Source organism: Holtiella tumoricola, from assembly GCF_027857615.1.
GTDB classification, from domain to species: Bacteria; Bacillota; Clostridia; order Lachnospirales; family Cellulosilyticaceae; genus Holtiella; species Holtiella tumoricola.
This window is the reverse complement of the sequence record NZ_JAQIFT010000031.1, coordinates 1-13,605: the sequence shown is the minus strand read 5'-3', so window position 1 is coordinate 13,605 and position 13,605 is coordinate 1. Positions and strand designations below refer to the sequence as shown.

Sequence of the window (13,605 nt, the reverse complement as noted above, 5' to 3'; positions counted from 1 at the left end):
TAAAAGGCAAGACTCTATTTAAGAGTCTTGCCTTTTAGTTAAAATTGAACACGTTGGCCGTTTATATAAAGATTGAATCCATTACTTTTAATTTGATTTAAGTCACCATCTAATGCTGTAATATAAGAATCCCCTGTAAGTGTCCATGTACTTGTGCCATCTATACTTACTTTAACGTTACCTCCATTACCTGTTTCATTAATGGAACCTGTAAATGCGGAGCCTTCACTTAAAGTCATATCCATTGTAGAAATCTCATCTACAATCATTTTTCCTTCTAATACTTGATGGGTTGCAATAACTGTTGCTTTACCACCATTGCTTCCTTTTGTTCCCCATCCTCTTGAACTTTCATTCCCTGCTATTTTAAGTAAAATGTCATTGGCAAGGTTAAGTTTCACATCAGATAATTCTATGGTACAAGTTGTATTGGTTACATAGAATAAGTCACCTTGTTTGGCTGTAATACTTCCACCTTTTGCTGTAAAAGTAGAGTGACCAATTTCTGCATCTCCAGACATACTTTGATAGATCATAATATTTTGGGTATTCTCATTAGCTTCTAAATGATTGCTGTCCATACTTCCTACTACATTACAATTTTCAAGTCTTACAGAGTTTTTACCTTCTATTACAATAGCCTCTGAGTGATTTGCAGTTAAAGTAGCATCTGCTACAGATATATCTGCTGTACTGTAGATTGCAGGGCTTCCAGTACCATTGGTTGTGTAAGTCCCACCTTTGACATTTACAATACCTCCCCCACGGTCACTACGAATAGCCGCTGCTGACTCACCTTGGGTCTCAATATCTAAATGGGTTGCATGGGTTGTTCCACCACCTGTTGTTTGAATCCCACCTGAATTTCTGGCAGATGTACGAATAGTAGAATTTGAAATATTAACAGTGGTACCTTCTCCATAACTAAAGACACCATTACCATTTACAGTCTCAGTATTTACTGTTGCATTTTCAATGGTTACTTGTGCGCCATTGGTTGCAAGTAGCGCAGCATTTTGACCATAGAAGTCACCATTTTCTGTATTAGAAGATTCGCCTTCTAATTTCTCAACTTGAATATCTTGTAAGACAACATTTGCCCCATCTACACGTAAAGCATTTTCATCGTCTTCTGTTGAAGCATAGTGCTCATTACTTATACTTTCATCTGTATCAATAGTATGGGCTGATGTCCCCTGTGTAACCGTATGGCTGCCACCAAATCCACCACCCATTTGTAAGTTTTTTACTACAATACTTGTTGCTACATTGCCATCACCTAGGGCGATTTCTAGTACATCATTCACACCAATGTTATCCATTGTTCCTTCTTGTGTACCTTGTAACATCTCAATTGTAATCTTTGTCTGATCATCTACTGTAAAACTTATAGATTCACCCAGCTCATTAAATACTTTTCCACCCATAGCATTTCCACCTGGCATGCCACCTTCTGGTTTTGCTGGTACGCCTGCTTCTCCTGCTTGCGCTTCACCATCTGGTAAGGCTGGTGGATTTTCATCTGTTGGTGTTTCTCCGTTTGGTAAGGCTGGTGGTCCTGCATTTTCGGTTAGTTCGCCTTGTATGGCTGTTATAATATTCCCCTCAATACTTTGAACTTTAACCGTTTGCACTTGTTCTACCCCTTGCTCTTCTTTTATTTTTGTTGTATCTTCGATCACTTTATGTTCTTGGGCTTTTGTTGTATTACATCCTGTCAGTAAACTCGTCGCTATTACTACAGCTAACATCGGTTTTACATTTCTAAAGTTCATATTCATATACTCCTTTTTACTTCATTTGCTTACGAAAGCTTTATAAATAAGAGTTTAATGTATTAACCTTAATGTTAGCTTAATTCCTTAACATTTATTTTCACACTGTCTATCAGCTTAATTTCTGTTACAATGCTCTCAATTACTTGCTTATCTCTTAACCGCATTATCCACTGCTTCTGCGTATACGTCTTACAAGCTACTAGCCTATTTTGTTTTTCTTCTAATGCGATCCTTCTGGCTAACAAATCACTTTCTATTTGTTTACTTGCATGCTCTATTTTGATACAGCATACCTGTACCTCTTCTTCCATTTTTCTTTTTAATACACCTTCTGGGCACCAGTCTCTTAGCTTCGCTTTCAATCCAATTTCTAAGCATCGCCTACTCACAGTTCTCGAATACTTTTTTATTATTTTTTCACAATTCATCATCTCTCACCCTTCTTTTTTAATAAGAGATGCCTATATATTCCTGTTTTATCTTTTCAAGGCATAAAAAATAGACATCCCCTTGTTGCATAATGGGATGTCTTATAGGTCTTACAAGTGACATATTTCATTACTACATATATTTTAGAATATAATTTTGTACTCGTAAATACTTTTATTAATTTATTTTATTTTTCTCAATTCTAACCATTCCATATCCAATGCCTATGCGGGTTTGAATATATTTTTCTTTTGTTTTGTCCTGTTCAATTTTCTTTCTCAGGGTCGCCATATACACTCTAAGAGATGATAAATCACTTTCAATAGCGTTAATCCAAACTTTATCTAATATGTATTGATGGGTTAAAACTTTCCCTACATTCTTGGCAAGTAAGCACAATAGGTTATACTCCATAGGCATCAGATGCACAACTTCTTCTCCAACCTTAACTGTTGCCGATGTATAATCAATAGATAAATCACCATTTTCAAAAATAGTTTCAATTTGAGTACCCTTATTTTCTAAATACTGCAATCTACGAAGTGTAGAACGTATACGTGCAAGTAGCTCTTCTACGCTAAATGGTTTCGTTAAATAATCATCTGCGCCTGCATCTAAGGCTTCTATTTTATCTTTATCATCACTTCTTGCGCTAATGACAATAATAGGTGCCACCGACCACGTACGAATTTTCTTAATCACTTCTATACCATCCATATCAGGTAATCCTAAATCCATCAGAAAAATATCAGGTTGATGAGAAACCGCTACTAACAGGGCCTCTTTTCCATCTGATGCAGTTTGATATTTATAATCTTGTGTATCTAGTGTTGTCATAATCAGATTACGAATAGGTATATCATCTTCTACAACAAGTATGTCTGGTTTACCGTTAACCATCTATTTGTACCTCCTCTTGCTTCAATGTAAATCTAAAAATGGTTCCACTTGGTTTATTATCATGAACTGAAATTTGGCCATTATGGGCTTCTATAATAGACTTGCATAAGGCTAGCCCAAGTCCCATACCTCTTCTACCATCTGCCACTGCTTGCCCAGATGTATAGAACATATCAAATAACTTAGCCTTTTCTTCATCTTTAATCCCTTTACCATTATCTATGACTTCAACGACAATCCACTCTCTTCGTTTCCTTGTGCGAATTTGGATGGTTGTGCCAGGTGCTGTGTATTTAAGGGCATTATCAATTAAATTAATAAACACTTGCACAATAAGCTTTGTATCCATCTTGACCATAAATAAATCATTTTCTTGATTCACAATAATCTTATGATCCGTTTTCTTTTTACTTAGATGTTGAAGTGCTTCTGCTATCACATCATCTAATAATTCTACTTGCAGATTAAGTGAGACTCTTCCATCTTCAATACGTGTAACAGAAAGAAGATTCTCTACTAAATTAATAAGCCACATCGCCTCTTCGTAAATATCTTCATAAAGTTCACTTTTATGTGCCTCATCTATTTTGTCTCCACTACTCATAAGTACCCCTGCATTTCCTGAAATACTGGTAAGTGGTGTACGTAAATCATGTGAGATGGATCTTAATAAATTGGCTCTCAATTGTTCTTTTTGAAGTTGCATCGCTGCTTCTTTTCTTTCCTTTATAAGGGCTTCTTTTTCAAGTGCTAAAGCACATTCATTTAAAATAGCTCCCATCAGCCCTTCTTGAAAAGCATCCATTGCCTTGTCTTTCATATCTATCCCAACAACACCAAAGACTTGCTCTCCACTACGTACGGCTAAATATAAATATTTAACACCTGGCAATGTACTTGTAGAAAATCCTGCATGCTTATTATTTTTGTAAACCCACTGGGCCACACCTAATTCTCTTTGATCGTAAGGAGATATTTCCTCTTCACCCTCCCACTTCCAAACAATAGGTTCTGGATGTATTTCAGGATTACCACTATAAAATAAAATATTTCTTTCTAAAAGTTCACTGAGCTGCTTTGCGGTATACGATACAATAGCCTCAACATCTACTGCTTGTTGAAACCTTTGACTTGTCTCAAGCAAAATTTCTGTTCTATAAGATTTCATGACTGCCTGTTTGGCTTGCTGCTTAATCTTTTGCATTAACGTTGTACTGATAAAAGCCATAATAAACATAATCGCAAAAGTAGCCATATAACCTGGGTCATATACTGAAAATGTTCGAATCGGTTCAGTAAAGCAATAATTAAATACAAATACACTTAAAATACTTGCAATGGTACTACATAGCCTATGCCTTGTAAAAAGAGATGTAATCATGACGCCTAATAAATAGACCATAATCAAATTGGCTTCACTAAATCCCCAATACGCAAATAAATAAGAAATACCTGTAGATAATCCTAGAACAATCATTGAAATCAATATGTCTTGCATGATTAAATTCGTTTGATACTTGAAGCTTCTTTGACGTTTCTTAATATATTTTTTTTCGTAGCTATCAGGTATGACAAAAATCTCAATTTGAGGTGCTAATTTTGTTAACCGTTCTGAGAAACTTTCTTTCACTCCAAAACGTGACCTTTTTGTATAGGTTCGCCCAAGCACAACTTTTGTCACTTTTGCAGCCTTTGCATATTCTGCAATCTGCTCCACAATATCATTGCCATAAGAAGTGACAGTCTTGGCACCTAATTGCTCTGCAAGTCTTGAATGCCATCTTAACCGTTCTAAATCTTCATTTGAGAACTCCGTAAAGTCTGATGTCTCTACAAAAAAGGCTGTAAATCTACCATGAAAAGCACTTGCCATACGTGCAGCTTGACGAATAACTTTTTCATTGGAAGGTGAAGGTGATAAACAGATAAGTAAATGCTCCGCTGTACTTGATTTTTCTTGGATTAAGTTCACCCGGTCTGCCATCCTTCTTAAAGCTACTTCTCTTAATGCAATAAGATTTTCCACTGTAAAAAAGTTTTTTACAGCTTGGCTTGCTTGCTTTTCCTTGTAGATTTTACCTTGTTTAAGTCTTTCTAATAACTCCACAGGCTCTAAGTCTACTAACTCAACTTGGCTTGCACTATCAAATACAAAATCAGGTATGCGCTCCCTAACTACAATACCTGTAAGCCCTGCTACAATATCATTTAAGCTTTCTATATGTTGAACATTTACCGTGGTATATACATCTATTCCAGCCTTTAGAAGTTCCTCAATATCTTGATAACGTTTAAGATGCCTGCACCCCTCAGCATTGGTATGTGCCAGCTCATCTACTAAGAGTAGTTGGGGCTTTCTTTTAAGCGCACCATCTAAGTCAAATTCTTTTAATAAGATATTTCTATATTCAATTTCAAGACAAGGTAATCTTTCAAGTCCTTCTAATTGAGCCATAGTTTCAGGTCTAGTATGAGGTTCAATATACCCTGCTACAACATCTATACCACTTTCTTTTGCTACGTGAGCAGCTTCTAGCATCCCATAGGTTTTACCTACGCCTGCTGCATAGCCGAAGAATATTTTTAGCTTTCCACTATGTTTTTGCTTTTCCTCTTGTTCTAATTTTTTTAAGATTTCGTCTGGATTACGCATCCTTTCATTCATTGCATTCCCTCTATTCCTAACATCATCTATCTATCTATCTATCTATTATTTATGTATGCTCTACTTTATCATATATAATGGAGGTATTATATTATTCCATATAATACCTCCATTATATCAATTTTGTTATAAAACACCATCTAATATTAAATTTACTTTTAATACATTTACTGTAGGTTCACCAAATACACCTAAAAAGGCCTCTGTCGTTGCCTGAGTAATGGCATCTTCTACTACACTTTTTTCAATACCACGAACTTTAGCAATACGACTGACTTGATAGCTTGCTGCAGCTATACTAATATGAGGATCTAATCCACTACCTGAACAAGTCACAAGATCAACTGGGATTTTATCTAAATCTCCAGCATATTGCTTAAGATAGGCTACTCGCTCTGAAACTAACTTTTCATAACTTTCACTTGCTGGACTTAAATTAGAAGGTGTAGCATACATCAGCTTATTTCCTTGTTCATCTTTAAAAGTAGAAGTATCACTATTCATGATACGTCCCCACATATACTGCTCTCCTATAAACTGTTGTCCCAGTAACTCACTCCCATACTTTTTACCATTTACTTCTATAATACTGCCATTGGCCTTTTCTTTAAAAGCCACTTGGCTTATTCCCGTTACAACTAGTGGATACATACCACCACATAATACTGTAAAAATTATAAGTAGCCCTATAGCCTTTACAAGTAGACCTTTTAAACATTTCATTCTATTTCCTCCCACATTCTCTATTCCACACTTTAAGCTACAATGCCTAACGCTACAATGATGACATCAATCAACTTTACAAAGATAAAAGGTGTAATCATACCCCCTACTCCGTAAATAAAAAGGTTACGGCAAAGTAATCTACCTGCTGATACCTCTCTATACTTAACACCTTTAAGCGCTAGTGGTATAAGTGCAATAATAACTAATGCATTATAAATAATAGCTGAAAAGATCGCACTCTCGGCACTATGCAATCCCATAATATTAAGTGCACTTAAACCTGGATAAATACTCATGAATAAAGCTGGAATAATAGCAAAATATTTGGCTAGGTCATTGGCAATACTAAAAGTCGTTAGACTACCTCGTGTCATTAAAAGTTGCTTACCTATTCGAACAATCTCAATCAGCTTTGTAGGTGATGAATCTAAATCTACCATATTACCTGCTTCTTTAGCTGCTTGTGTACCTGAATTCATGGCTACAGCAACATCTGCTTGTGCAAGAGCAGGTGCATCATTCGTTCCATCTCCTGTCATGGCAACTAAATGTCCTTTAGCCTGAAAGTTACGAATCATCTCAAGTTTCCCTTCTGGTGTTGCCTCTGCTAAAAAGTCATCTACCCCTGCCTCTGCTGCAATAGCTGCTGCTGTTAAAGGATTATCTCCTGTAATCATAATGGTTTTAATCCCCATTTTGCGTAGATCTGCAAATTTCTCCTTAACGCCTTCTTTAATAATATCTTTTAAATAAATGACGCCTAATATTTCATAATTTTTTGTAACAACGAGTGGTGTTCCACCTTGCTTAGCAATTTGCATAACCACTTCTTCACAGGCTTTACTATATAGGCTACCTTGTGCTTCTACATACTGCTTAATAGAATCTGCAGCGCCTTTACGAATTTCTGTATTTTTTAAATTGACGCCACTCATACGTGTTTTAGCTGAAAAAGGTACAAACTCAATTTTTAATTCACTTAGATTTCTTTCACGAATTCCAAATTGTTCTTTTGCTAAGACAACTACACTGCGCCCTTCTGGTGTTTCATCTGGTAAGGAAGAAAGTTGTGCCGCATCAGCTACCTCTTCTACCGTATGCCCATCTACAGGAATAAAAGCACTTGCCTGTCTATTACCTAATGTAATGGTTCCTGTTTTATCTAACATGAGAATATCTACATCTCCTGCAGCTTCTATAGCACGCCCACTCATTGCAAGTACATTAGCTTGGTTAAGTCTACTCATCCCTGCAATCCCTATAGCTGAAAGGAGTGCACCTATAGTCGTTGGTGCAAGACAAACAAGTAAGGCAATAAGCGCTGTGATTGAAGTTGGGTTCTCTATGCCTACTTGTTTTGCTGCAAAATCTGAGTAGGTATAAAGAGAAGCTGTTACTGCAATAAAAATAATAGTTAAAGCCATTAAAAAGATCTGTAGCGCAATTTCATTTGGTGTCTTTTTCCTACTTGCGCCTTCTACCATAGCAATCATTTTATCTAAAAAGCTTTCTCCTGCCTCATTGGTAACACCTACAACAATCCAATCTGAAATAACTGTAGTACCACCTGTTACTGCACTGCGATCGCCACCCGCTTCACGAATAACAGGTGCTGACTCTCCTGTAATAGCACTTTCATCTACAGATGCAGCCCCTTCTAGCACCTCACCATCGGCTGGAATTTGCTCACCTGCCTTTACTAATACTAAATCACCCTTTTTAAGATGAGCTGAAGAAATAACTGTTAAATGCTCTTTGTCTTCTATGGAAAGCATTTTATAAGCATCTACATCTTTTTTTGCCATACGTAATGCATCTGCTTGTGCTTTTCCACGCCCCTCAGCTATTGCTTCTGCAAAATTAGCAAATAATACAGTAAACCAAAGTACAATGGCTATACCTAATATGAACCCTGTTGGGGCATCCTTAATTCCAAAGAGTGCCAATACAAAAAGACCTGAGGTTAAAATGGCGGATACATAAACCAAGAACATAACTGGGTTAGCTAATTGTGTTTTGGGTGCTAACTTTATAAAAGAATCTTTAAGTGCACGGCTGATCATCTTAGAATCCACCATACCCTTTTTAGAATTTGTCTTCATTTTTAGTCCTCCTAACCTAACATTTGAAAGTACTCTGCAATAGGTCCAAGCGCAAGTGCTGGGAAGAAACTTAACGCCCCTATTAAAAGTACGACAAAAACAAGTAATCCTACGAATAATCCATTACAGGTTGAAAGTGTTCCTGACGTTACTGCAATATGCTTTTTCTTTGCTAAGCTCCCTGCTAAAGCAAGCATTGCAAACATAGGTACAAACCTTGCAAACAACATCATAATGCCTATGGATAAATTGATAAATGGGGTGTTGGCATTGAAGCCTGCAAATGCTGAACCATTATTACCTCCTGCTGATGAATAGGCATATAAAAGTTCTGAAAAACCATGAGCACCTGCATTATTTAAACTTTGAGTAACAGATGGTACCATAGCTGCTATACCACTTCCTATTAGGATGACAATAGGTGTAGCAAGACATGTAATAACAGCCATCTTCATTTCAAAAGGCTCTATTTTCTTACCTAGATATTCTGGTGTACGTCCTACCATAAGACCTGCCATAAATACGGTAAGAATTACAAAAGCAAGCATACCATATAGCCCACATCCTACACCGCCAAAAACGACTTCCCCAAGTTGCATCTGTAACATGGTCATCATGCCACCAAGTGGTGTGTAAGAATCATGCATAGAGTTAACGGATCCATTTGAAGCTGCAGTCGTGTAGGTTGCCCATATAGATGAACCTACAATTCCAAATCTTGATTCCTTACCTTCCATATTTCCACCAGCTTGTTGATAGGTAGATAAATCTACTTCCCCTACCTGTGCAAGCTGCGGTGTAGCCTGCTGTTCACTCACTCCAATAACGCCTAATGCCATGACAAGTAAAATCATCATTGCCATAAAAATGGCCCTGCCTTGCTTTTTATCCTTTACATTCCTACCAAAGGTAAAACATAAAGCAACTGGAATAAGTAATATTGCAGTCACTTCTATAAGATTAGAAAGTCCTGTTGGATTTTCAAATGGATGTGCAGAATTCACGCCAAAGAATCCTCCTCCATTTGTCCCAAGCTGTTTAATTGCAATTTGACTTGCCGCTGGTCCCATAGGCACCACTTGCTCTGTAACAGTTGCTCCCTCTTCATCTTTAATAGGTTCAACTAATTGAACTGTATCATAAGGTTTTAAGTTCTGCACAACACCTTGTGATACAAGAAGTAAAGAGGTCACTATAGATAACGGAAGTAACACATATAAAATAATCCTTGTTAAATCTACCCAAAAACTTCCAAGTCCTTCATTCTTCACTTTTAAAAAGCCTCTTATCACTGCAAACAAAACAGCTATACCCGTTGATGCAGAAACAAAATTTTGCACTGTTAAACCAAACATCTGAGTAAAATACGTCAAACTTGATTCACCGCTATAAGCTTGCCAATTGGTATTGGTGATAAAGCTTACTGCATTGTTAAAAGCTAAATGCCAACTTGTTCCTCCTAATCCCTCTGGATTTAAAGGTAATAATCCTTGTATCATATGTAAAATAAATAATAAGATAAATCCTATACCATTAAATAAGGCGACACTAAGCCCATAATGCTTCCATGTCATATCTTCCTTTTCATTAATACGCAAAAGTTTATAAATCATCTTTTCACATGGTATCAATAACTTAGATAAAAAAACATGTTCCCCATTCATAATCTTTCCTATATAATCACCTAATGGTATGGCCAAAAGCACTAATACAACTAAGTAAAGCCCATATTTTAATATTGTAAACATTCTTTTATTCACTCCTTTAAATTATCATTCCTGCTCTATTGCCTTTGCATGTATGTAGTATATTCAATCTTAAATTAAATAGGCATTAGAGAAATAAGCTTAAACATTAAAATTACATTAAAATCTCTTTACATGAGTAACCACGCTAGCATTCCACCAAACATTGCACATAGACTCACGCCACCAATCAAGCATAGGGTGTAGATCGTAAAACCTCCTACGAGAAGTATAATAGGATGTCTGCTTATCCAATGCCTAAATAATTTTTTTTTATCTATTTTCATACTCTACTCACCTCTAGATTTTTAGTAGATTGTGTTCTACCTTAATTCTAGCAGTGCGTAAATAAAATCAGGATTAAGATCTCTTTATTTAACATTAAAATCTAATTAAAATAATTAACTTACATTTTCTCATTATGAATGTATTCCTACTGACTATACTGCTGCTCTTGAACATGAACATAAACTGAGTGATTTAGCACCTTCCTATATATATGAAGAGTCTCCTGATTTTCTCTTTCTCTATTTAGGCTATACAGATATTGCTGGATACAAGCACAGTTGGATGGCACCTCACTATTTAGAAGCAGTTGCAAATGCTTCTCATTGCATTGAAAAAATTATGGAGTATCTACCAAAAAATTATAATGTCTGCATTACAGCTGATCATGGTGGTCATCATTGTACCCATAATACAGATTGTATGGAAGATATGATCATTCCTCTTATTTGTCATGGTCCCATTTTCCAACCTAATCACCTTTTAGCAAATGTAAATATCAAAGACATTGCACCAACTCTTATTCAAATTTTAAGGCTTATACCTCCTTCAGACTGGAAATGGCACTACTTATTAGATCATTAATTTTACCATTTAGAACTCTGTTTTTTTACTAATAAAATTACACAACAAAAGTTCCCACAAAAGAGTTATTTGTATAGAAATAACTCTTTTATGGGAACTTTTCATTTAAATAAATATAACAGGCATTACTGTCCTCTTTTTCTATGACTTTATCACAAAACATTTTTAATATATATTCTAAATTTTTAATATTAATTTCACATTTTAACTTGTTTATTCATTTTATATTCATAGTTTCTCTGATTATTTTAACTATCAAAGCTTTATATTCATGATTAAAATTTATATTAAACTTAATTTTTGTAACTTTACTAATAGCTTTTACTATACATTATACACAATTACAACTTCTATTTTAAGTCATTTTTTACTTCATTTTGGTTGTTTTTGAACAAAGTTTAAATTTTTTTATATTTTTTGTCTTAAAACACTTTAATACTTCTTAACTTTATGATATTATCTATACATATTAAACAGTTCTTAACTTCCACTTAACTTTTTAAGAACTGTTAACCATATTTATAAAGTGAATCAATTAATTTTTATCACTTTATTACAAGGACAGGAGAATGAATGATGACTAAATTTACTAGAGTTTTAACTTTAGCAACAGCTTCAATGCTCGTTTTATCTTCAGTAGCAGGTTGTAGTAAACCAGCAACAGATAACGGATCAACTGGTACACCTTCTACTTCAGTAGAAGCTGACCAAACAATTAACCTTGAAGGTTACCCAATCGTACCTGAGCGTATCGACTTAACTGCTTTCGCTTACGGTGAACCAGGACAAGGTAGCTGGGATGATTATCCAGTATTCAAAGAACTTGCTGAAAAAACAAATGTATTCGTAGATTTCGAAACAGTAAGTGGTGATGGTGCAACAGAAAAACTTAACTTAGTTTTAGCATCAAATAAACTTCCTGATATGTTCTTCTCAGGCTTAAGTTCATCAATGATTAACAAATATGCAGGAATGGGCTTATTCATGCCTTTAAATGATCTTATTGATCAATATGCACCAAACATTAGTGCTTTACTTGCTGAAAGACCAGACATCAAAAAAGCAATTACAATGCCAGATGGTAACATCTACTCTATCCCAGCTGTAAATGCAACTGCTGGTCAAGCAACAACTCAACTTTGCATTAACAAAACTTGGTTAGATAAATTAGGTTTAGAAGTACCAACAACAACAGATGAATTCTACGAAGTATTAAAAGCTTTCAAAACTCAAGATCCTAACGGAAATGGTAAAGCTGATGAAATTGGAATGTCATACGAACCAGTACCTCCATATGATGTATGGAATGGTGACACAGGTTTCAGTGGTGCATTCGGTGTTGTAACACTTACAGGAAGCATGATGCTTAATAATGATCAATCAGAACTTATCTACACTCCTGTTCAAGAAGGTTATAAAGAATACATCAAATGGACAAGTACACTTTACACAGAAGGTTTATTAGATACAGAACTTTTCACACAAGATCATAACCAATACATGGCTAAAGTAAGCTCAGATTACCTTGGAGCATACTTAACAAACGGACCAATCGCTGGTGGTGCTTGTGAATTCATCGCTATCGAACCTTTAGCAGGTCCAGATGGAACAAAATTATGGTCACAATTTGACTATAGTATCGATAAAAACCGTGCAATCATCTCTGCAACATGCTCTAACCCAGCTGCAGCAATGCGTTATATCGATTCATTCTTCGAAAAAGAACATTCTTTAAAACTTAGATATGGTAACCGTTTAGAAGCGCGTGGCGATCAATGGGAAATCATGCCTAGCGAACCAGGTGCACAAAGTGAATGTCCAAGTGCTTACGTTCCAACATTAGAAACTGTTGAAATCAAAACACAAGACCTTATTCAAACACCAGACGGTATTGCTGCTGATGAAAGACAAGCAATGTACGCTCCTTACTTAGCACCATACGTACCAAACATGAACTTAACTCCAGAAGAGTCAAAAGAACTTTCTGCACTTCAAACAGACTTACAAGACTTCGTTAACCTTAACAAAGCTAAATGGACAACAGGTCAAAACAATATTGATGCTGAATGGGATAAATATGTAGCTCAACTTAACCAAATGGGCTTAACAAGATACATGGAAATCTACAACGGCGCATACCAAAGATACTTAGGCAACTAATATCTTAAAAGGAGATGTCATATGACATCTCCTTTTTCAGACCGCTGACAAAGTTATTGTCAGCGGTTTATTTTTGTTTTTCTGCAAATACTAAGGGAGACTAAATCTAACGAGATAAGGAGTCTCCCTATGATTAACTATCGAAATAACACCCAACAAGCTATGGAACTTGTATATATAGATCAGCTGGTACCTCAAAACCATCTGTTACGTAAGATTGACCAATACAT

At 35.7% G+C, this 13,605-nt stretch carries 9 protein-coding genes; 2 read left to right on the top strand and 7 right to left on the bottom strand.

The window, feature by feature from the left end; genetic code table 11:
* Positions 1–38 precede the first annotated feature (38 nt).
* From PBV87_RS07435 to kdpA, 7 genes are all read right to left on the bottom strand, one after another.
* Entirely contained in the window at positions 39–1,775 is a 1,737-nt protein-coding gene (locus PBV87_RS07435; protein WP_271011710.1) for a hypothetical protein, read from the bottom strand.
* 74 nt (positions 1,776–1,849) lie between these two features.
* Positions 1,850–2,209, bottom strand: a complete 360-nt coding sequence (locus PBV87_RS07430; RefSeq protein ID WP_271011709.1) for a hypothetical protein — start codon at positions 2,207–2,209, stop codon at positions 1,850–1,852.
* Positions 2,210–2,384: 175 nt separating this feature from the next.
* Positions 2,385–3,107 (bottom strand): response regulator, encoded by a 723-nt coding sequence (locus PBV87_RS07425; protein WP_271011708.1) that lies wholly within the window; start codon positions 3,105–3,107, stop codon positions 2,385–2,387.
* Entirely contained in the window at positions 3,100–5,772 is a 2,673-nt protein-coding gene (locus PBV87_RS07420; protein WP_271011707.1) for a sensor histidine kinase, read from the bottom strand. The genes PBV87_RS07425 and PBV87_RS07420 overlap by 8 nt, the downstream gene beginning before the upstream one ends.
* Positions 5,773–5,898: 126 nt before the next feature.
* A complete protein-coding gene (kdpC, locus tag PBV87_RS07415) occupies positions 5,899–6,495 on the bottom strand; it encodes a potassium-transporting ATPase subunit KdpC (protein ID WP_271011706.1) in 597 nt (198 codons plus the stop codon).
* Positions 6,496–6,527: 32 nt separating this feature from the next.
* On the bottom strand, positions 6,528–8,600 hold the full coding sequence (kdpB, locus tag PBV87_RS07410; RefSeq protein ID WP_271011705.1) for a potassium-transporting ATPase subunit KdpB: 2,073 nt from the start codon (positions 8,598–8,600) through the stop codon (positions 6,528–6,530).
* Between the two features lie 11 nt (positions 8,601–8,611).
* On the bottom strand, positions 8,612–10,348 hold the full coding sequence (gene kdpA, locus PBV87_RS07405) for a potassium-transporting ATPase subunit KdpA (protein WP_271011704.1): 1,737 nt from the start codon (positions 10,346–10,348) through the stop codon (positions 8,612–8,614).
* 426 nt (positions 10,349–10,774) lie between these two features.
* Here kdpA and PBV87_RS07400 point away from each other — a divergent pair, with 426 nt between their 5' ends.
* Both PBV87_RS07400 and PBV87_RS07395 read left to right on the top strand, forming a co-directional pair.
* Positions 10,775–11,215 (top strand): alkaline phosphatase family protein, encoded by a 441-nt coding sequence (locus tag PBV87_RS07400; RefSeq protein WP_271011711.1) that lies wholly within the window; start codon positions 10,775–10,777, stop codon positions 11,213–11,215.
* 576 nt (positions 11,216–11,791) lie between these two features.
* Positions 11,792–13,375: an extracellular solute-binding protein gene (locus tag PBV87_RS07395; protein WP_271011703.1), complete on the top strand. Its 1,584-nt coding sequence runs from the start codon at positions 11,792–11,794 to the stop codon at positions 13,373–13,375.
* Positions 13,376–13,605 lie beyond the last annotated feature (230 nt).